The organism is Nocardia sp. NPDC047654, from assembly GCF_043205035.1.
In the GTDB taxonomy this organism is placed as follows: domain Bacteria; phylum Actinomycetota; class Actinomycetes; order Mycobacteriales; family Mycobacteriaceae; genus Nocardia.
Map to the genome: position 1 here is coordinate 417919 of NZ_JBIDDF010000003.1, position 20327 is coordinate 438245.

A 20327-nucleotide genomic window follows, 5' to 3' on the forward strand; every position below is an offset into this window, starting at 1 on the left:
GTGGCAGTAACGCGCCAGATGCTATAGCCGCGCGGCGGGATTCCTCACCGATGAGAAGGCGTCCGCACCGGCTTCGGACGCCGCTCGGGCCATCCGGTGGCGTGTGCCGCAACCTCGTCCAGCATGGTCCTCCGCGTCACCGCCCGCCGGGTGAACTCCGGATGCGCGCCGCTCGCTACGACCTCGACGTCCGGACCAGGTTGCTCGCATGGTGGCCCGCGCGCGGACGGGGGCTCCGGTCGGCGCGCTGACCGGGCGCTGAGTCCGGTGTCGGCCGGAACCGCTGCCCGTCAGCGGGTGCCGTGCCCCTGACAGGCGGTCAGCGCGGTGTTCTTGGTGGCGTTGAACCGGTCGATCACCGCGTTCAGAGTGTCGGTGTCGGCGCGACGGGCCAACGTGTCGGCCAGGGCGTTCGTGTCGTCGCGGTAGGCGCGCAGCGGGTCGGCGACCCCGGACGGCACCTCTCTGGTCACGTTCTGATCGACCGAGCGCGCGTTGTTGCGCAGCGTCGACACCGCGGTGTCGGCTTTGCTGTTCGTATCGGGATCGCCGCGGCCTTTGGCGTTGCTGGCATCGATGTAATCGTTGAATGCCCGTACCGAGCTGCCGTTCGCGGCCAGGAAGGCGTCGCACGCCGATCCGGTCGCGCGTTCGACGGCCGCGGCTTTGGACGAGGAGGCGGCGGCCGAGGAGGAAGTGACCTCCGAGGCGTACGCGGCCAGGTCGGTCCGGTTGACCTCCGCCGTGCCGGAAACTTGCTGTGCGCAGGCGCCGATGAGCAGCACGCCTGCCGTGGTGGCCACGGCGGCGGCCAGCAGGCCCGCGCGTTCGAGTCGTCGCATGGTCGGTCCCCTCACTCCCCTCGAAAGTCCGGCCGGGACAGCAGGAGCGCCGGACATTCCGACCGTACGTCGCGTGGACGAGACACGCCCGTCCGCGCCGATATCGATGGCCAACCGATATCGGCGCGGGGTGGGGTTCAGCGCTGGCCGAGCATGGTGCGCATCTGCTCGATCTCGGTCCGCTGAGCGGCGATGATCGCCTCGGCGAGCGCCTTCGCGTCGGCATTGCGGCCTTCGGCCAGTTCCGTTTCGGACATGGTGATCGCGCCCGCGTGGTGCTCGATCATCATGGTCAGCCACTGGCGGTCGAAGTCCGGACCGGAGGCCGCCTGCAGCGCGGTCATCTGCTCGGCGGACATCATGCCGGGCATCCCGTGGCCGCCGTGCCCTTCGTTCGCGGTGGGAGCCGGCTTGCCGAAGCTTTGCAGGAGGGCGGTGATCTGCTGCATCTCCGGCGCTTGAGCTTGCTCGACCTGCGTGGCGAGCGTCCGCAACTGCGGGTTGTCGGTGTGGCTCGGCACCAGCCGTGCCATCTCCACGGCTTGGGCGTGATGCGGATACATCATCTGCAGAAACATCACGTCGGCGTCGTCGTACTCCGCGCGTGCGGGTGCACTCGTGACGGCCGAGATGGTTGCCGAGGTGCCGTGCTCGGTGGTGTGCCCGGTGTCGGCGTCGCCGCATCCGGCGAGGCTCACCGCTGCGATCGCGGCGAGGGCGAGGATCGAGCGGGTGCGAGTGATGGACATGGGTTGCTCCTTGCGAGGTGCGAAGTCTGCGGGACGGAGTGGACAACGCCGCGACCGTGGTTCGGACACACGGCCGCGGCGGACCTGTCAGATCCGCAGAATCGCCAGTTCGGCCAAGGTGAGCACCGTCCATGGCGGCGGTCGTTCCCGCCGCGCCCGCCAGTGCCGCGGCCGCGCCGCGCCGCCGCCGGGACGATCGACAGCCATCCGGTAGAGCAGCACCAACGCGGCCAGCGCGATCAGGCCGGTCAGGATGAACACGCAGCTGTGCAGCGCGCTGTGCGTGCCGTCGCACCCGCCGCCCGCGCAGTGCGGGAGCGTCGCCGCGCCGATGGCTCGTGTGGTCACGATCCCTGGCGCGGTGTCTGTGCTGGCCGCGATGCCTCGCGCGTTTCCAGCCCATGCAGGAGCGCCTGTGGTGGCCTGTTCGCGGCTGTCGGGTGTCGTGTGGTGCGGGCGGGTCGCGTCGTGAGGGGAGGTGCGTGGAGGAGTGGTCGCCGGTTCGCGGCTGTCGGATGTCGCATGGCTCGACCGGGCTACCTCGTGACCGGAGGTGGCATGGATCGCGGTATCCCGTCCGGGGCCGTCGGCCGATGCTCCGGAAGTGAGCGCTGCCGCGGCGTGAGCACCGGCGGCGTGGACGTGGCCCGAGGACCCGAAGACCGCCGAATGCATAACGACCACCCCGGCGAGCAGCGCGAGCATCCCCAGCAGCCGGGCAGGCCCGGTGGCGTCGAGTATGCGGCGTTCGACCACGAGCGCCCAGTCTACTCCTGCTCGTATACCCGTTGGTGGTACCCGTATCTAGGAGTGCGCGATGTCCACGACGAGCCGGGTCGGGTTGGAGAGCGCGGTGACGGTGAACGGCGGCCGGTCGGCCTGTATGCCGATGAACGACTGGGTCACGCCCTCGAACACGGTCGTCCGGTAAACGCCCGCGATGCCGGGGACCTCCGCGTTCACGGCGGGGTCGGGGCCCTCGTACGGCGTCACGCCGCTGTCGAACGGGTAGGCCGACCCGAGAATGCGCACTTCCAGGATCGACCGGCCCGCCACCTCCACCGGATTGCCGCTGCCGTCCTGCACGGCACGGTCGGTGTACCGGACGAGCCAGCCGGGCGTACCGACCCCGCCGAGGTCGTAGACCACGCGATCGAAGCCGGGCTGGCGCCCCAGGCGAATGTCGGTCACCGTGAGTGCGGCGTCGCCGGAGGGCTTGCCCTGCTTCGGTGCGGTGTCCCCCGGCACAGGGGCCTGCGCGACCGCGGCAGGCGTCGCGGTGCTGGAGGCGACCGGGAGGCCCGGGTGCGAGTCGCCGTCACCGCAGCCCGCGAGCAGTGCCGTCGCGACCGCGACCATGAGCACCATCCTGTTGCGCATGGCCCGATGTTACTCAGCGAAACGCGCCGGATGGCGTAACCGGAGGGCGTTGCGGCTGATTCGCCTGTGGTCGGCCACGGCGTGGCGGCGATCGGGAGCGCAGTGTCCGCCGAACCGCTTGTCCCGCAGCGGTTCAGTGCGCGAGCCGCGCTGCGGAGAAGGCGGCGAGAACGATTGGGCGGGGTGGGCGCGACCGTTCGGCAACGATCTAGCACACTTGAGGCGTGCGAGATGTCGAGGACGTACTGAGCCGGCTGCGGCGGTATCCGGACGTGGAGGCACTGAACCTCTACGCCGTGGACGCCGCCGATCGGCTGATCCTCGACGTCGCGGCCGACGCCCTGGCGACTGTGGATAGCGGGAAGGTAGCCGTTATCGGCGACGCCTACGGTGCGCTGACTCTCGGCGCCATCGCGGGGCACGATCTGCGCGACGTCCGGGTGCATCAGGATCTGCTCACCGGTGAACTCGCCCTTGCCAACAACGCCCGCGCGGCGGGTCTGTCGGATCGCTACACGGCGCACCCGCTCGGCCCCGGGTTGCTGCGTGATGCCCGGGTGGTGCTGCTTCGCCTGCCCCGGGTGCTGGCCGGGCTGGCCGAGGTCGCCGACGCCATCGCGCGTTACGCGGATCCGGCGGTCGAGGTGTTCGCGGGCGGGCGGGACAAGTATCTGACCAAGTCGATGAACGACGTTCTGGCGCAATCATTCTCCGAGGTGCGCGCCAGCCGTGGCAGGCAGAAGTCGCGAACGCTGCTGGTGGCCGGACCCAAACCCGTGGCGGATAGGCCGTTTCCGGTGCGCGATCGGCTGGACGAACTCGGTCTCGATGTGGTCGCGCACGGCGCGGCCTTCTCCGGGGCGCGCTTGGACATCGGCACCAGATTCCTGCTCGAGCACCTGAAACTGATGAAGCCGGACGCCCGCGACGCCATCGATCTCGGCTGCGGCACCGGCATCCTGGCCGTCGCGCTGGCCACGGCGCGGCCGGGCATCAAAGTGACCGCCACGGATCAATCCGCGGCCGCCGTCGCCTCGGCGCGGGCGACCGCCGAGGCGAACGGCGTCGCCGACCGGGTATGCGCCGTGCGTGACGACGCCATGTCCTCCGCCGCGGACAACAGCGCCGACCTCGTGCTGTGCAATCCGCCGTTCCATGTCGGCGCGGCCGTGCACACCGGATCGGCGATCAAGATGTTCGCCGAGACCGGGCGGGTGCTGCGCCCGGGCGGGGAGCTGTGGACGGTGTACAACTCGCATCTGAACTACCGGGCCGTGGTCGAACGGATGGTGGGCCGGACCGAAGTGGTCGGCCGCAACCGGAAGTTCACCGTGACTCGCTCGGTGCGTGGCCTGCACGACTCGCGGCAGCGGTAGAGTCCGAATTGTCCGTCTCGGCGGGACTCTCCGGGAACTCGCGCCGGATGACAAACGTTGGACAGGGCAGTTGGATATCGAGTGAACGAACTCGATGAACAGCGGCAACGACTCCAGAAAGGGACGCCGTTCACATGCGTACCACGAGCAATCCGGTTTTCAGGAACCTGCCCAGGCAGGAGGGCGGTGGATACGCCAGCTTCGGTTCGGGCGTGACCTCCGCGGGACAGTTCGGCAACCAGTACGGCCGGTATCCGCAGCAGTACGGCGAGCAACCGCAGCCCTATCAGCAGGCTCCTGCCACCACCCGGTCGATGACCATCGACGACGTGGTGACGAAGACGGGCATCACCCTCGCGGTGCTGGCCCTGTCCGCCATCGTCTCCTACGGATTCACCAACGCGAACACCTCGCTCGCGCCGTTGTTCGTGATCGTCGGCGGCCTGGTCGGCCTGGTGCTGGTGCTGGTGGCGACTTTCGCGAACAAGATGGACAACCCGGTGCTCGTGTTGTCCTACGCCGTCGCCGAGGGCCTGTTCCTCGGTGCGCTGTCGTTCATGTTCACCAATGTCGAGTTCGGCGGGGTCGGCGGTAGCGCGTTGATCGGTCAGGCGGTGCTCGGCACGTTCGGTGTCTTCGCGGGCATGCTGGTGGTCTACAAGACCGGCGCCATCCGGGTGACGCCGCGCTTCACCAGGATCATCGTCGGCGCCATGATCGGCATCCTGGTGCTGATGCTGGGCAACCTGGTCGCGAGCTTCTTCATCGACGGCGGCCTCGGCCTGCGCGACGGCGGCCCGCTGGCCATCGTGTTCAGCCTGGTGGTCATCGCCATCGCCGCGTTCAGCTTCCTGCTCGACTTCGACGCCGCCGATCAGCTGATCCGCGCGCAGGCTCCGGAGCGGGCGGCCTGGGGCGTGGCCCTCGGCCTCACCGTCACCCTGGTCTGGCTGTACGTCGAGATCCTGCGACTGCTGAGCTACTTCCAGAACGACTAGCCATCCAGCAGAAGGGCGGTCACCGGAGTTCCGGTGACCGCCCTTCTCGTATCCGGGTCAGCTCAGGCGCTCGATGACCATCGCCATGCCCTGACCGCCGCCGACGCACATGGTCTCCAGACCGAACTGCTTGTCGTGGGTCTGCAGGTTGTTGATCAGCGTGGTGGTGATCCGGGCGCCGGTCATGCCGAACGGGTGGCCCAGCGCGATCGCGCCGCCGGAGACGTTCAGCTTGTCCTCGTCGATCTTCAGCTCCCGGGCCGAGCCGAGCACCTGCACCGCGAACGCCTCGTTGATCTCGACCAGGTCGATGTCGTCGATGGTCTTGCCCGCCAGCGCCAGCGCGCGCTTACAGGCCTCGATCGGGCCCAGGCCCATGATCTCCGGCGACAGACCCGACACGCCGGTGGACACGATCCGCGCCAGCGGCGTCAGGCCCAGCTCTTTGGCCTTGGTGTCGCTCATGACGACCAGCGCGGCGGCGCCGTCGTTGAGCGGGCAGCAGTTGCCCGCGGTGATGGTTCCGTCCGGACGGAACACCGGCTTCAGCGCGGAGACCGCCTCGTAGGTGACGCCCGCGCGCGGGCCGTCGTCCTTGCTGACCACGGTTCCGTCCGGCAGCGTCACCGGCGTGATCTCCCGCTCGAAGAAGCCGTTCTTGATGGCCTCCTCGGCGCGGTTCTGCGAGCGCACGCCCCAGCGGTCCTGGTCCTCGCGGGTGATGCCGGTGGAGGTCGCGACGTTCTCCGCGGTCTGCCCCATCGCGATGTAGACGTCGGGGATCAGGCCGTCCTCGCGCGGATCGTGCCAGATGCCCGCGCCGCCCTCCGCGGTCTTCGCGGTGCGCGCCTGAGCTTCGGCGAACAGCGGGTTCTGCGTGTTCGGCCAGCTGTCGGAGGAACCGTTCACATACCGCGACACGGTCTCCACACCGGCGGAGATGAACACGTCGCCCTCGCCCGCCTTGATCGCGTGGAACGCCATCCGGGTGGACTGCAGCGATGAAGCGCAGTAGCGGTGCACCGTGGTGCCGGGCACGAAGTCGTAGCCGAGCTGCACGGCGACGACGCGGGCGATGTTGAAGCCCTGCTCACCGCCCGGCGAGCCGCAGCCCAGGATCAGGTCGTCGATCTGGGCGGGGTCCAGGGCAGGCACCTTGTCGAGCGCTGCCCGCACAATCTGCGTGGTCAGATCGTCGGGCCGCAGGTCGACCAGCGAACCCTTGCGGGCACGGCCGATCGGGGAGCGTGCGGTCGAAACGATGACGGCCTCGGGCATGAGGACTCCTTGGGTCGGACGGTTCTGGCGAACCCGTTTGTTACTCGTGGGTTCTTACCGAATCTACGTCCCGTCGCCGAGTACCGGAAGCGGGTGTCCCGCCCAGTGCGTCCAGCAGCACAGGCAGCAATTTCGCCGCGGCCAGTTCGTACCCCGCGGCCGACGGGTGGAATCCGTCGGCGGCGAACAGGAGCTCGGGCGCGGCGCGGAACTCGGGAGCGAGCAGGTAGCCCATCCGCACCGGGCGCCCGCCCGCCACCGTCGCCGCCACGTGCTGCGCCTTGGCCAGTCGCGTGCTCCAGTTCTGCACGACGGTGCGCAGCGGCTGCGGGATGGCGGTCACGATGCCCAAGTTCGGGCAGGTGCCGACCACCACCACCGCGTCGGCGCGGCGCAACCGGGCGACCGCCGCGGCGAGTCTGCGCGCGGAGGCCCGGATCGAGTGCTTCTTGGTCACGTCGTTGGCGCCGACGAGGATGACCGCGGCATCCGGCGGCGGGCCCGCGACGAACATCGCGTCCACCTGACCGGCCAAGCCCTTGGAGGTGGCCCCGGAGATCGCTTTGGTGCTCAGGCGGATCCGCCGCCCGGTCGCCTCGGCGAGTCCGCGGGCCAGGCGAACGCCAGGCACCTCGTCGGCCACCGTGCAGCCGAGTCCCGCCGCGGTGGAGTCGCCGAAGATCATCAGATGCAGGTCGGCGTGCTTACCCGCCCGCCACGGCTCGGGCTCCGCGCAACCCGCGGTATAGATGCCGTCGGCTTCCGGCGGCTTGGAGGTGTCCCGGCCGATCATGCCGCGCGCGACGCCCGCCTGCGCCATGAGCAGGCGATAGGTCGCCCACCACGCCGTTCCCGCACCGGAGCCGGCGAGCACGGCCGCGGCCCCGGTCATCGCCGCGGTGCGCCAGCGGAACTGAGGTGCGCTCACGCCGGGAATTTTACGAAAACGAGGATCAGCCCGGTACGACGAAGCTGCCGCGAGCGGGGATGCTCGCCGCGTCGGTGGAGACGGTGACCTCGACGAGGCCGGGGCCGGTGTCCTGGAACAACGCGTACTGGATGCTGCCGTAGATGCCGGTGACCACGACGTTGTCGTAGCTGCCCGTCGCCCCGGTGGTCACATTGCGCCACGCGACGGTGGTGCGGACCTCGCACAGCGGCGCCAGCGGGTAGATACCGGGCCCGATACCGTTCACGGGGAGCGCGCGGACATTGAGGATGGCGCGCCCCGGCCATTCGGGACCGGTGTCGGCCCAGGTGCGGATGCTGGTCCAGCACAGACCGCCGCGCGCGAGCGTCGGCACCTGCGGGAATTCGACGGTCGCCGCCTCCGCCTGCGCGCCGGACCCGACCATTAGAGCCAGCGCCGATCCGGCCAGAAGCGTTGCGGCGCGGGCGATGTTCGGCTGCCTCATGGCAGCGATCCTAAGGCTGCGGGCGCCGGTTCGCGCGCACTCCGAGGCCGCTGCGCGCGGCGTGCGCGAACTCACAGTTAGTGCGTCTGCAACTATGGGGGCCATGCGCATCGCGGATCATGTCGTGGATCTCATCGGCAACACGCCGCTGGTCCGGTTGAACTCGGTCGTCGGACCGAACGCGGGGCTGGTCGCGGCCAAGATCGAATACCTGAACCCGGGCGGCAGTTCGAAAGACCGGATCGCGGTGAAGATGATCGACGCCGCCGAGCAGTCCGGGAAGCTGCGGCCGGGCGGCACCATCGTCGAGCCCACCTCCGGCAACACCGGCGTCGGCCTCGCCCTGGTCGCGCAGCAGCGTGGCTACAACTGCGTGTTCGTCTGCCCCGACAAGGTGAGCGAGGACAAGCGCAACGTGCTGCGCGCGTACGGCGCCGAGGTCGTGGTCTGCCCGACCGCGGTGCCGCCGGACCACCCGAACAGCTACTACAGCGTCTCCGACCGCCTGGTCCGCGAGATCGACGGCGCGTGGAAGCCCGACCAGTACTCCAACCCCGGCGGTCCGGCCAGCCACTACGAGACCACCGGCCCGGAGATCTGGCGCGACACCGACGGCAAGGTCACCCACTTCGTCGCGGGTGTCGGCACCGGCGGCACCATCACCGGCACCGGCCGATACCTGAAGGAGGTCTCCGGCGGGAAGGTCCAGATCATCGGCGCCGACCCGGAGGGCTCGGTCTACTCCGGCGGCACCGGGCGGCCCTACCTCGTCGAGGGCGTCGGCGAGGACTTCTGGCCGTCGGCCTACGACCCCGCCGTGCCGGACGAGATCATCGCGGTCTCCGACGGGGACTCCTTCGACATGACTCGCAGGCTGGCCCGCGAGGAGGGGCTGCTGGTCGGCGGTTCCTGCGGCATGGCGGTCGTCGCGGCCGTCGAGGTGGCTCGACGCGATCCGGACGCGGTGGTCGTGGTGCTGCTGCCGGACGGCGGTCGCGGCTACCTGTCGAAGATCTTCAACGACGAGTGGATGAGCTCCTACGGCTTCCTCCGCGAGCGGCTGGACGGCACCGCCGAACCACTCGTGGGTGACGTGCTGCGGGGCAAGTCCGGCGCGCTGCCGGACCTGGTGCACACCCACCCGTCGGAAACGCTGCGCGACGCGATCGAGATCCTGCGCGAGTACGGCGTGTCCCAGATGCCCGTGGTCGGCGCCGAGCCGCCGGTCATGGCGGGCGAGGTCGCGGGCAGCGTGTCCGAACGCGATCTGCTGTCGGCGGTCTTCGAGGGCCGGGCGCACCTGACCGATTCGGTGGCCCAGCACATGAGCCCCTCGTTCCCGCTGATCGGTTCGGGCGAGCCCATCTCCGCCGCGACGAAGGCGCTCTCGGACACCGACGCGCTCATGGTCGTCGAGGAGGGCAAGCCCGTCGGCGTGATCACCCGCCACGACCTGCTCGGCTTCCTCAGCACGGGCAGCCTGGGCAAGTAGGCGGACACCGACCGCCGCGGACAACGACGCTTCGGCGCCGACTCGCCGTACCACACAGCGCGGCGCGGCGAGTAGGGCGCCTTCTGGCTGTCCGGCCTACGCCGGCCTCCTGCCGCGCACCGTTTCGCGCACGCCGCCGGTGATCAGGTCGGTCCATTCGTCGGCCAGCAGGGCCAGCCGGTACCAGGCGGCGTGCACCCGCGCGTCGGACACCTTCTCGGCGGTGTGCAACAGGTGGCTGGCGTGGACGTGCGCGGCGGCCATGCGGTCGACCGTGGCGCCGACGGATTCGGCGCGCAGATGATCGGTCGACCGCTTCCTGGGCAGCTGGTCGATCACCCACGTGTCGATGGTGGCGACCAATTCCGCTCGGCGGCAATCTATTCCCGCTGCGGCCAGCGGATCGCAATGGCGCCTGCGGTGCAGCGCGGCGAGCGTCGCGGCCCAGCCGAGCAGGGGGTGGTCGTCCACCGGATCACTCGGATGACCGCCGAAGGCGGCCACCAGTTCGCGCTGATCCGGTAACCGGCGCGCGACGCCGTGGGAGCGCCGGGGCAGATGGTCACGCACGAACATGGCAGGCTCCCAGTGCATTCGGAACCGACCACCGTGTGCGAGGGTCGATCGTCAACGTGTGCATCTTCGCACCTCCGATGGTGTGGCGGTGGAGGCATCGCCCCAATGCCCTGGTCCCCCACTATCATCCGCATTTCCCTTGGCCTGACGGTGACACCCATATGGCACCTGAATGACAAGAGGTAACAATCCTCTACCCATCCCGCCTGTGACTCGTGTGAGGCCGGCCTCGCGTCCGCTCGCGTTTCGGGCATTGTGCGCGAACGCTTTTCGGCGGGGCGAGCCGGGTCAGCCGGGCAAGAGATGGTGGGACATGGCGAAGACGGCGGCGCCCGCCCGGGTGCTGTGGCCGGTCTTGGCGCGCAATTCGGTGAGGTGGTGGGTGACGGTGCGTTCGGGAAGGAGCAGTTCGGCGGCGATCTCCCGGCCGCAGCGGCCGCGAGCCGACAGGCGCAGGACGTCGATCTCGGTGGTGGAGAGGCCGTGGCCGCCGGGGCCGGGGCGGTCCGCGGCGGCGGCGATCACGGCGGTGCAGGCGTCACCGTCGAGGCGGCCCGCGGCGACTTCGGCCCCGAGGTGGGCCGCGGCTTCCTCGGGACGAGCGGCCGGACGATAGGGTCGCGCTTCGGTGCAGGCCGCGAAAATGTTCGCGGCCGCGAGTAATCGGGCCCCCGGCGAAGCCTCCCGCTGCCCCGGGGGATAGCCGCTGGGGTCGAGCCGCTCGTGGTGTCCTGCGGCGAGCTCGGCCAGACCCGCCAGCCCGGGGCAGCGGCGCAGGATGCGTTCGGTCCAATAACCGCGCAGCCGTACGCGTTTCCAGTCCCGCGGTCCGAGCGGGCCGCCGCGGTCCCATACCGTGCTGGACACCGCGGCCCGGCCCAGCTCGTGCAGCAGGGCGGCGGCGCGCAGTGCCGCCCGGTCCTCGGCGGGCACGCCCATCCGGCCGGCCGCGGCATCGGCCAGGTCGGCCACGTGCGCCGAATGCCCCAGCAGGTAACGGCCTTTCAGGTCGACGACCATGGCCAGCGCGAGGCCGGGCCGGTCGAGTTCGGCGGACGGAAGCGTGGCCTGCGCTCCCGGTTCCGCGGCGAGGACGGCGGCGAGCAGGTCTGGGACGTCGAGCACCGCGCGGAGTGCATCGGCGTCACAGACGGCGACCAGGTCGGGGTCGAGGTGGCCACCGGCCCGTCGCCGCAACTCGCCGAGGACGACACCCTGCCGGCTCGCCACGGCGCTCAGCGCGGGACGCGCCGGGTCGTGCCCGGACCCATCCGCCCGATGCTCGATTTCTTCGCGCGGGAAGCCGACCCCCACCGGCAGGACGGCCGCGGGTTCCTCGCCGACCCCCTCCAGCGCGAGCACTGCCTGTTCGGCCACGTGCAGGATCCGTCCGGCGAGCGAGATGGCCTCCCCGCGCAGCCGGTCCGGCGCACCGAGTCCGTCCCAGCGTTCCTCCACCTCGGTCAGCGCGCGAACGGCGGCATCCGGCAGGCCCAGTCGCGCTCCGAGCGCCCGAACCATCTCGCTCGACGAGCGCAGGGCCCGCGGGGCACCGGCCCGCACCTGCGCGACGAAACGATTGCGCAGCGCGGATTGGGCGGCGGGCGACCAGTTGCCGAATCGGCGCAGCTGCGCGGTGAAGACGGTGGAATCACCGGGATCGAGCACATGGGACGCGCGCTGGAAGGCGATGTCGTCGGCATAGGACTCCGCGTTCTCCGAGGCGCGGCCGGTACACCCGAGGGCGGCCAGCAGCGCGGCGAGGAAGACGGCGCGACGCTCGGCGTCCGGCAGCCCGATCCGCTCGGCGAGGTGGGTGGCTATCAGGCAGGTGGCCAGCCCCTTTTCCAACGGCATCCCGGTGGCGAGATCGGTGGTCAGCGACAGTGCCGCGAGGACCTCGGCGGCGCGGATCGACGACATGCACCGACAGTAGTGGCCGTTCGAGGCGCGCGCAGGACCAATTCGGTTCTCCCGGACCGTAATCCGCGTCCGGATCACATGACGGGACCGAGCCCGCGCCGGATCGCCCGCTGGACGGCCGTTCGGCCCGGAGGGGCCTATTTCGGTGTCGTGTCTCGTCCATCAGATTTTGGCAACTTATTCGCGAATCGCGTTGCCGAGCGGAGTCCAGAGGTATAACCGGGCAATATGCCATCGTGGCAAACGTCATGTTGTCGACGGATAGCGAAGGGCAGGTAATGCGCACCTCCAGTTCGGCTATCGATTACCAGCAGGGATTGTCCGACGCGTGGAGTTCCGTGGCGAGGTTCGTGCCGCAACTCGCCGGGTTCCTGCTCATCCTGCTCATCGGCTGGCTGGCCGCGAAAGCGGTCGCCACGATCGTGGGGAAGGTGCTGGAGCGGGTCGGTTTCGATCGCCTCGCCGAGCGCGGCGGGATCCGGCAGTTGCTGTCGCGCAGTCGCTACGACGCCCGCGATCTGCTGGCGAAACTGGCGTACTACGCGATCCTGCTGCTCGCGCTGCAACTGGGCTTCGGGGTCTTCGGGTCCAATCCGGTGAGCGACACGATCGACGGCATCGTCGCCTGGCTGCCCAAGGCGGGCGTCGCGATCGTCATCCTGGTCGTCGCGGGCGCGGTCGCCCACGCGACGCGCGAGATGGTCGGCAGCCTGCTCGGCGGTCTGTCCTACGGCGCGATGCTCGGCCGGATCGCGGCGGTGTTCGTGTGGGGTATCGGCATCGTGGCGGCGCTGAACCAGATCGGCGTGGCCACCTCGGTCACGCTGCCGATCCTCATCACGGTGCTCGCCACCATCGGCGGCATCCTGGTGGTCGGCCTCGGCGGCGGGATGGTCCGCCCGATGCAGCAACGCTGGGAGAACTGGCTCAGTGAACTGGAGGAGGAGATGCCCGCGGTTCGCGGACATGCCGCGGCTTACCAGCGCGGCCGCTCGGACGCGGCTCGTGAGCAGCTGTGGATGGATCAGCAGGCGGCGCGGGGGCAGCAGTGGGAAGACCGGCCGGACCCCGGTGCGGAATGGCAGTGGGACCGGCGGGTCGACCGCGGGGAGGGCGTGCCGTGGCAGGACGGTCCGGGGCGGCAACGGCACCAGCACGGTGCGCGAACTCGGGGACAGCACCGGGGCGATGGGACGAGGTCCGGCGGCGCCCACCCGCCGGCACGCGAATACTTCGACTTCCCCGACGAGGACGATTTCCGCTAGATCAGCAATTTTTCAGTTTTCTTCGGTTCCGAACTCATCTCTCGGCAGCGCCGTTGTTCAAACGCGATTCAGCAAATATTCATCCGAAACCGCTTGTCAGCGGAAGGCATTCGCGTCGGTCAGCGCCCGGCCGAGCACCAGCTGATGCACCTCGGCGGTGCCCTCGTAGGTGAGCACCGACTCCAGATTGTTCGCATGGCGGAGCACGGGGTAGTCGAGCGTGATGCCGTTGGCGCCGAGGATGGTGCGGCATTCCCGGGCGATGGCGATGGCCTCGCGCGTGCTGTTCAGCTTGCCCGCGCTCACCTGCTCCGGTGTCACCACGCCGCGGTCCTTCAGCCGTCCGATGTGCAGCGCGAGCAGCTGCCCCTTGCCGAACTCCAGCGCCATGTCGGCCAGCTTGGCCTGGGTGAGCTGGTAGGCGGCCAGCGGCTTGTCGAACACCTCGCGGGTCCTGGCGTACTCGATGGTGGACGCCAGGCACTCGCGTGCCGCGCCGAGCGCGCCGAAGACGATGCCGAAGCGCGCCTCGCTCAGGCAGGCCAGCGGCGAGGACAGCCCTCGGGATCCCGGCAGCACCGCGTCGGCGGGCAGGCGCACGTCGTCGAAGTCCAGTTCCGCGGTGACCGACGCGCGCAGCGACAATTTCCGGTGCATCTCCCGCGCCGTGAACCCGGGCGTCCCCGCGGGCACCAGGAACCCGCGGATCACCTGCTTGCCCTCGTCCTCGGTCTGCGCCCAGACCACCGCGACGTCGCTCACCGAGCCGTTGGTGATCCACATCTTCGCACCGTTCAACACCCAGTCCGCGCCGTCACGCTTCGCCCGGGTGCGCATGCCGCCCGGGTTCGAGCCGAAGTCGGGTTCGGTGAGCCCGAAGCAGCCGATCGTCCGGCCCGCGGCCAGTTCCGGCAGCCACTGCTGCTTCTGTTCCTCCGAGCCGAATTGGTGGATCGCGGTCATCGCCAGCGAACCCTGGACGGAGACCATGCTGCGGATACCCGAGTCGACCGCCTCCAGCTCCTGGCAGGCCAGGCCGTAGGTGGTCGCCGACATGCCCGCGCAGCCGTATCCCTCCAGATGCATGCCGAGTAGTCCCAGCTCGCCCAGCTCCGGGGCCAGCTCGCGGGCAGGGAAGGTGCCCGCCTCGAACCAGTCCGCGATGTGCGGTCGCAGCCGCCGGGCCGCGAAGGCCGCGACGGTGTCCCGGATCTCGCGCTCGTCCTCGGACAGCAGTGCGTCGGTAGCGAACAGTTCTTCCACAGTGACCATAAAGTCAGCCTAAATGGGGGCCGGTCCGGTGAGACCGAACTCACGTCCCCTGCTCTCGGTCGAAAGATTTCCGACGCAACTCCGTCAGTCGCGGAAATCGACCGGACCGGCGGGGCGGGATCCCGCTGCGTCGACGCCATTGTGGAGATTTGCCCGATTCTCCTGCGGGCACGGCCGAGATATGCGCACACCTGGAAGTAGCCCAGGGATCGCCCCGATTAGGCTGACCCTCATGAGCGAGCTGGGATTCTCCACACGGGCCGTGCACGCCGGGTATGAACCCGATCCGCAGACCGGCGCGGTGAATGTGCCCATCTACGCGAGTTCGACGTTCGCCCAGGACGGCGTGGGCGGTCTGCGCGGCGGTTTCGAGTACGCCCGCACCGGCAACCCGACGCGCTCCGTGCTGGAGGCGAACCTCGCCGCGCTGGAATCGGGCCGCTACGGCCGGGCGTTCGCCTCCGGCATGGCCGCGACCGACTGCGCGCTGCGCGCCACGCTGCGTCCGGGCGATCACATCGTGATCCCCGACGACGCCTACGGCGGCACCTTCCGGCTGATCGACAAGGTCTTCAGCCAGTGGGGGATCGAGCATTCGCCCGCGCACGTGTTCAACGTCGACGAGATGCGTGCCGCGATCCGCCCGAACACCAAGCTGGTGTGGATCGAGACCCCGACCAACCCGCTGCTGAGCATCGGCGACATCCCGGCACTGGCCGAGGTCGCGCACGCGGCGGGCGCGAAGCTGGTCGTCGACAACACCTTCGCGACCCCCTATCTCCAGCAGCCCCTGCTGCTCGGCGCCGACATCGTGGTGCACTCCACCACCAAGTACCTCGGCGGCCACTCCGACGTCATCGGCGGCGCGCTGATCACCGACGATCCGGAACTCGACGCGGCGTTCGCGTTCCTGCAGAACGGCGCGGGCGCCGTCCCCGGCCCGTTCGACGCTTTCCTCACACTGCGCGGTATCAAGACCCTCGCGCTGCGGATGGACCGGCACTGCGACAACGCCGAAACCGTTGCCGAGTTCCTGTCCCGGCATCCGTCGATCTCGCAGGTGATCTACCCCGGTCTGCCGGAGCACCCGGGCCACGCCGTCGCGGGCAAGCAGATGCGCCGGTTCGGCGGGATGATCTCGGTGCGATTGCACGGCGACGTGGAGGCCGCGCGCAAATTCTGCTCGCGGACCGAGGTGTTCACCCTCGCCGAGTCACTCGGCGGCATCGAGTCGTTGATCGAGCATCCGGCCGCGATGACGCACGCCTCCACCGAGGGGTCCGAGCTGGAGGTGCCCGCCGATCTGGTGCGGCTCTCGGTCGGTATCGAGGATGTCAGCGACCTGCTCGCGGACATCGAGCAGGCATTGAGCTAGGTTCACGGATATGAGGAAGCGGCCGCACCCGATGATCGGGCGCGGCCGCTCGTGTCCGCGGGGGTGTCGGCCGGGCGCGGGGCCACGGCCGAGTGCATCAGCTGTGGTAGGGCTCGGCGCTGATCAGGGTGACCTTCATCGTGTTGCCATTGGGCAGCGTGTATTCCCTGGTCTCGCCCACCTTTGCGTCGATGAGCGCGCCACCGAGCGGGGAGTTCGGCGAGTAGGTCTCCAGCTTCGAATCGCTGAGACCCTCCTCGCGGGTGGCGATCAGGAAGGTTTCGGTATCCGTCTCGTCGCCGTCGTAGTAGACCTTGACGACCGACCCGGGAAGCGCGACGCCGGACTTGGTCGGTGCGACGCCGACCTTGGCATTGTTCAGCAGTTCCTGAAGCTGGCGAATGCGCGCCTCCTGCTGACCCTGCTCCTCGCGGGCGGCGTGGTACCCGCCGTTCTCCTTGAGGTCGCCCTCTTCCCGGCGTTCGTTGATCTCGGCGGCGATGACCGGACGGTTGGCGATGAGCGCGTCGAGTTCGCTCTTGAGCCTGTCGTGCGACTCCGGGGTCAGCCAGGTCACTTGCGTCTCAGTCATCTCGATCACTCCCTAGTAGTTGTTCCCGGCAGGCCGGGATTCCCTGAGCACTGGCGTGTACCCACCCGGAGGCGGGCATGCACCAGTCGACGGCTAGAGCGATCCTGGGAAGTTCATCGAACCCCGACAGGCCCTGGTCGCGGGCAAGCTCGCAAGCCCGAACCGTCAGCGCTGGCCGCCAATGCAGCAAACACGGCTCCGAGCCCCGGAACCGTGTATCACGCCATTTTAGCATGATTCACAAATGTGCAGGTCGGAGTTGATTTCGTAGGCAGGTCGCCGGTGTATGCGCGGAAATCAGCCAGCTCGCAGGTAGCCGGGTACCCGATCGCTGCACGCGTACACACTGCCCGAGGCGGGCCGCGCGGACGAGCGCACGACGGTGGTCAGCTCCACCGTCCCGCTGCTCGACGGTTCGACCAGCACTTCGCGTCGGCCGAGTTCGGAGCCGTCGCGCGCCATCGCGCGGACGAAACACACCACCGGCCGCTCCGGGTCGGCACGGGTGACCTTGAGCCGGATGGTCATGGTCGAGTCGTCGACGACCACATAGCCGAGCTGTTCGGCCTCGATGTCCTCCGGCCCGTACTTCTGGTAACCGAGATAGGCCACGCCGAGTCCGGCGAGCACCACCAGTACACCGAGCACCGGCACGATCCAGCGGCGCGATTCGGGGGGCCGGGTGCCGTACCGGTCGGCGGGAGGCAGGCCCGGTGACGCCGCCGCGGCCTTCGCGTCACCGCCGGGCTCCGGCGCGGGCTGGCTCATGGTGGTCGCTCCCGGGGGGTACGTCGGAACAAATGTGGGTCGAATGGAACTATAGGTAACGAAGCCCCGACACCCGCGACCGAGAGCGACGGAGAACGAGACGTGAGTGGCCTTCGCCTCATGGCGGTGCACGCCCACCCAGACGACGAATCCAGCAAGGGTGCCGCGACGACCGCCCGCTACGCAGACGAAGGACACGACGTCCTCGTCGTGACGCTGACCGGCGGAGAGCGCGGAAGCATCCTGAACCCGGCTATGGACACCCCCGGCGTCCTGGAGCGGATCCACGAGATCCGCCGCGAGGAGATGGCCGCCGCGGCGCGCGCGCTCGGCGTGCGCCAGCACTGGCTCGGATTCGTCGACTCGGGGCTGCCCGAGGGTGACCCGATGCCGCCGCTGCCCGAAGGCAGTTTCGCGCTGGTTCCGCTGGAGGAGGCCACCGAGGCCCTGGTGCGCGTGGTGCGCGAGTTCAAGCCGCACGTGATGACCACGTACGACGAGACCGGCGGCTACCCGCACCCCGATCACATCCGCTGCCACGAGGTATCGATGGCGGCGTTCGAGGCGGCCGGGGATCCCGAGCGCTTCCCCGAGGCGGGGGAGCCGTGGACGCCGCTCAAGCTGTACTACGACCACGGCTTCAGCATGCGGCGGATGGAAGCCTTCGCCGCGGAGTACGAGCGTCTCGGTGAACCGTTCCCGATGCAGGAATGGCTGGACCGGATGCGTAAGTACGCCGCGGAGCGCGGTGACATGTTCGCCCGGATCACCACCCAGATCGAGTGCGCCAAGTACTTCCCGCAGCGCGACGACGCCTTGCGCGCGCACGCGACGCAGATCGACCCGAACGGCGCGTTCTTCGCCGTTCCGCTGGAGATGCAGCAGCGGTTGTGGCCGACCGAGGAGTTCGAGCTGGCCAAGACCCGGGTGAGCACCGAGCTGCCGGAGACCGACCTGTTCGCGGGCATCGAGGACGAGCGGTCGTGACGCTGGTCCTGCTCGCCCAGACGCCCGGGACGCCGACCGGCCCCGAGTTCGGTAAGGCGTCGCCGCTGGGTCTGGTCATCGTCCTGCTTCTGCTCGCGGGGACCTTCTTGCTGATCCGCTCGATGAACCGGCACATCAAGGGCCTGCCCGCGACGTTCGAGCCCGAGCACCCCGAACCGGACCAGGAGGCCGACGAGGGGACCGAGCACGGCATCACCCGTCGTGCCGACGGGACCGAAGGCGCGGGTCCGGAAGGGCGCGCCGAATCGAGTTGACCGGCCGCTGAGCCCGCCGATCCGCTCTTTGTCACTTTTCCGCACTCTCTTTCGTCGATGAGGTAGTCGCGGCACGAACCACGGCCCGTCCCGTCCGGAGGGCCGGCTCACGCATTCGTCGCTCGCGTCTGCTTCCGAACGCTGAGAGTCAGGACGAGCATTGACATTCGACGAACTGCGCGCCGCGCTGCCCGGCCGCGTGCTTGTGGCCGGTGACGAGGGTTTCCAGACCGCGGCCAGGCCGTGGACGACGACGGTCACCCAGCCGGTGGCCGCCGTGGTGCGGGCCGGCGACGCGGGCGACATCGCGACCGTGGTCCGGTACGCCGCCCGCGTCGGCGCGCCGGTGGTGACCCAGCCGACCGGTCACGGTGCGTCCGGCGGAGTGCCCGACGCGATCCTGGTGCGCACCGGACAGTTGGACGACATCGAGATCGATGCCCAGCGGCGGGTGGCGCGTGTCGGCGCCGGGGCGGCGTGGGGCCGGGTGCAGGCCGCCGCTGCCAGGCACGGCTTGACCGGCCTGGCGGGCAGCAATCCGGTAGTCGGCGTCACCGGCTACACCCTCGGTGGTGGTATGGGCTGGTTCGGCCGCAAGTACGGCTGGGCCAGTGACGCCGTGCGCGCGTTCGAGGTGGTGGACGCCGACGGCGCTCGGCGGCGGATCACGACCGAGGACGATCCGGACCTGTGCTGGGCGCTGCGCGGGGGCGGTGGCGACTTCGCCGTGGTGACGGCGCTCGAGTTCGACCTGTTTCCCGCGCCGGAGTTGTTCGGCGGCCGCACGCTGTGGCCCGAAGCGCGGATCCGCGAGGTCTTCGACGTCTTCCAGGAGATCACCGCCGCCGCGCCCGAGGACCTGAGCGTGTGGTTCCAGCGCTTGCAGATCCCGGACGCACCGCCCATGGTCGGCTTGGACACGGTGTACCTCGGCGATCCGGATCGCGGGCGTGCGTTGCTCGCGCGGCTCGACGCCATCGGGAACCCGATTCTCGACCGGCGCGGAGTTTTCGGGCCCGCCGATATCGGCGCGGTGACCGGCGAACCGACGGACCCGAGCCCGTCGCTGTCGCGTGCCGAGCAGCTCACCGATCTCGGCGACGCCCTGGTCGAGACCCTGATCGATGAGCCGGTCGCGCCGCTGGCGAACGTGCAGATCCGGCATCTGGGCGGCGCCCTGGCCACCGCCCGGCCGGACCGGGGCGCGCGCGGCCCGATCGCGGAGCCGTACCTGCTCTACTGTCTCGGCCTCGGGCTGCCGCACCTCGTCGACGCGGTGACCGCGCGGCGCACCGCCCTCGTCGACGCGGTGAGCGGGCAGATCAGCGGCAGCAAGCCGTACACCTTCCTCACTCCCGGCGAAACCGCCTCGGCCGCTTTCGATTCCGAGACGCTCACCCGGCTGCGCGAGATCAAGCGCGCCCGGGACCCGCACGGTGTCATCCGGGCCAACTATCCGGTGTCCGGATAGACCGACGGCGGCGGGGCCGGGACCGGCCGGGGTCTCGGCTCTCTGCTGTTCGAAAGGGCCAGTCGGCGTCGCGGCCCGCCTCGGGGAACGGGATCGCCCGGGAAACCGCGTCGGTGCGGCCGCCGATTGTCGCATTCGATTTGTTCGGGGGTGCCCGAGAAAAGGCGGCGACGGCCTGCTCGCTGTGTCGAGCGACCGAAATGTATCCAGCAGAAGTCGAACCCGAAGTAGCCGTTTCCCGCGTACCGGAAACGCACCGCGACTTCGCTCGAGCGAACCGGACGAGATCGTAG

20 protein-coding genes are annotated in these 20327 nt (G+C 69.6%); 8 read left to right on the forward strand and 12 right to left on the reverse strand.

What is annotated here, in order from left to right; translation table 11 throughout:
* Window positions 1-290 precede the first annotated feature (290 nt).
* The 4 genes from ACGF7Y_RS15180 to ACGF7Y_RS15195 all read right to left on the reverse strand — a co-directional run bounded on the left by ACGF7Y_RS15180 (window position 291) and on the right by ACGF7Y_RS15195 (window position 2971).
* Window positions 291-842, reverse strand: a complete 552-nt coding sequence (locus ACGF7Y_RS15180; protein ID WP_393233799.1) for a hypothetical protein — start codon at window positions 840-842, stop codon at window positions 291-293.
* A gap of 137 nt (window positions 843-979) precedes the next feature.
* On the reverse strand, window positions 980-1591 hold the full coding sequence (locus ACGF7Y_RS15185; RefSeq protein WP_393233802.1) for a DUF305 domain-containing protein: 612 nt from the start codon (window positions 1589-1591) through the stop codon (window positions 980-982).
* A gap of 87 nt (window positions 1592-1678) precedes the next feature.
* On the reverse strand, window positions 1679-2347 hold the full coding sequence (locus ACGF7Y_RS15190; RefSeq protein ID WP_393233804.1) for a hypothetical protein: 669 nt from the start codon (window positions 2345-2347) through the stop codon (window positions 1679-1681).
* 48 nt (window positions 2348-2395) lie between these two features.
* Window positions 2396-2971, reverse strand: a complete 576-nt coding sequence (locus ACGF7Y_RS15195; protein WP_393233807.1) for a hypothetical protein — start codon at window positions 2969-2971, stop codon at window positions 2396-2398.
* Between the two features lie 224 nt (window positions 2972-3195).
* Between ACGF7Y_RS15195 and ACGF7Y_RS15200 the strand changes: the two genes are divergently transcribed.
* Both ACGF7Y_RS15200 and ACGF7Y_RS15205 read left to right on the forward strand, forming a co-directional pair.
* Entirely contained in the window at window positions 3196-4347 is a 1152-nt protein-coding gene (locus tag ACGF7Y_RS15200) for a class I SAM-dependent methyltransferase (protein ID WP_393233810.1), read from the forward strand.
* Between the two features lie 134 nt (window positions 4348-4481).
* The gene (locus tag ACGF7Y_RS15205; RefSeq protein ID WP_393233813.1) at window positions 4482-5345 is read left to right on the forward strand and encodes a Bax inhibitor-1/YccA family protein; all 864 of its coding nucleotides are present in this window, start codon (window positions 4482-4484) and stop codon (window positions 5343-5345) included.
* 57 nt (window positions 5346-5402) lie between these two features.
* On the opposite strand, the gene ACGF7Y_RS15210 is transcribed toward ACGF7Y_RS15205, so the two are convergent.
* The 3 genes from ACGF7Y_RS15210 to ACGF7Y_RS15220 form a co-directional block, all read right to left on the reverse strand.
* The gene (locus tag ACGF7Y_RS15210; protein WP_393233816.1) at window positions 5403-6623 is read right to left on the reverse strand and encodes an acetyl-CoA C-acetyltransferase; all 1221 of its coding nucleotides are present in this window, start codon (window positions 6621-6623) and stop codon (window positions 5403-5405) included.
* 40 nt (window positions 6624-6663) lie between these two features.
* A complete protein-coding gene (locus ACGF7Y_RS15215; RefSeq protein ID WP_393234013.1) occupies window positions 6664-7515 on the reverse strand; it encodes an SGNH/GDSL hydrolase family protein in 852 nt (283 codons plus the stop codon).
* Window positions 7516-7576: 61 nt separating this feature from the next.
* Entirely contained in the window at window positions 7577-8038 is a 462-nt protein-coding gene (locus ACGF7Y_RS15220) for a hypothetical protein (protein WP_393233819.1), read from the reverse strand.
* Window positions 8039-8141: 103 nt separating this feature from the next.
* Between ACGF7Y_RS15220 and ACGF7Y_RS15225 the strand changes: the two genes are divergently transcribed.
* Window positions 8142-9530: a cystathionine beta-synthase gene (locus tag ACGF7Y_RS15225; RefSeq protein WP_393233821.1), complete on the forward strand. Its 1389-nt coding sequence runs from the start codon at window positions 8142-8144 to the stop codon at window positions 9528-9530.
* Between the two features lie 96 nt (window positions 9531-9626).
* On the opposite strand, the gene ACGF7Y_RS15230 is transcribed toward ACGF7Y_RS15225, so the two are convergent.
* Together ACGF7Y_RS15230 and ACGF7Y_RS15235 are read right to left on the reverse strand one after the other, a co-directional pair.
* Window positions 9627-10106, reverse strand: a complete 480-nt coding sequence (locus tag ACGF7Y_RS15230; protein ID WP_393233823.1) for a DUF4254 domain-containing protein — start codon at window positions 10104-10106, stop codon at window positions 9627-9629.
* A gap of 288 nt (window positions 10107-10394) precedes the next feature.
* Window positions 10395-12029 (reverse strand): HD domain-containing phosphohydrolase, encoded by a 1635-nt coding sequence (locus ACGF7Y_RS15235; RefSeq protein WP_393233825.1) that lies wholly within the window; start codon window positions 12027-12029, stop codon window positions 10395-10397.
* A gap of 278 nt (window positions 12030-12307) precedes the next feature.
* Between ACGF7Y_RS15235 and ACGF7Y_RS15240 the strand changes: the two genes are divergently transcribed.
* Window positions 12308-13294 carry a hypothetical protein gene (locus ACGF7Y_RS15240; RefSeq protein ID WP_393233828.1) on the forward strand — a complete coding sequence of 329 codons (987 nt, stop codon included), beginning with the start codon at window positions 12308-12310 and terminating at the stop codon, window positions 13292-13294.
* A gap of 96 nt (window positions 13295-13390) precedes the next feature.
* On the opposite strand, the gene ACGF7Y_RS15245 is transcribed toward ACGF7Y_RS15240, so the two are convergent.
* Complete coding sequence (locus ACGF7Y_RS15245) at window positions 13391-14566, reverse strand: acyl-CoA dehydrogenase family protein (protein ID WP_393233830.1); 1176 nt, start codon at window positions 14564-14566, stop codon at window positions 13391-13393.
* A gap of 232 nt (window positions 14567-14798) precedes the next feature.
* Here ACGF7Y_RS15245 and ACGF7Y_RS15250 point away from each other — a divergent pair, with 232 nt between their 5' ends.
* Window positions 14799-15941: a cystathionine gamma-synthase gene (locus ACGF7Y_RS15250; protein WP_040869624.1), complete on the forward strand. Its 1143-nt coding sequence runs from the start codon at window positions 14799-14801 to the stop codon at window positions 15939-15941.
* Window positions 15942-16038: 97 nt separating this feature from the next.
* On the opposite strand, the gene greA is transcribed toward ACGF7Y_RS15250, so the two are convergent.
* A complete protein-coding gene (gene greA, locus ACGF7Y_RS15255) occupies window positions 16039-16533 on the reverse strand; it encodes a transcription elongation factor GreA (protein ID WP_040869622.1) in 495 nt (164 codons plus the stop codon).
* Between the two features lie 297 nt (window positions 16534-16830).
* Window positions 16831-17301: a DUF4307 domain-containing protein gene (locus ACGF7Y_RS15260; RefSeq protein ID WP_393233833.1), complete on the reverse strand. Its 471-nt coding sequence runs from the start codon at window positions 17299-17301 to the stop codon at window positions 16831-16833.
* A gap of 102 nt (window positions 17302-17403) precedes the next feature.
* On the opposite strand from ACGF7Y_RS15260, the gene mca reads away from it, so the two are divergent.
* The 3 genes from mca to ACGF7Y_RS15275 all read left to right on the forward strand — a co-directional run bounded on the left by mca (window position 17404) and on the right by ACGF7Y_RS15275 (window position 20034).
* Window positions 17404-18288, forward strand: a complete 885-nt coding sequence (gene mca, locus ACGF7Y_RS15265) for a mycothiol conjugate amidase Mca (RefSeq protein ID WP_393233835.1) — start codon at window positions 17404-17406, stop codon at window positions 18286-18288.
* On the forward strand, window positions 18285-18563 hold the full coding sequence (locus ACGF7Y_RS15270; protein ID WP_393233837.1) for a hypothetical protein: 279 nt from the start codon (window positions 18285-18287) through the stop codon (window positions 18561-18563). The genes mca and ACGF7Y_RS15270 overlap by 4 nt, the downstream gene beginning before the upstream one ends.
* A 160-nt stretch (window positions 18564-18723) precedes the next feature.
* Window positions 18724-20034, forward strand: a complete 1311-nt coding sequence (locus tag ACGF7Y_RS15275) for an FAD-binding oxidoreductase (RefSeq protein ID WP_393233839.1) — start codon at window positions 18724-18726, stop codon at window positions 20032-20034.
* Window positions 20035-20327 lie beyond the last annotated feature (293 nt).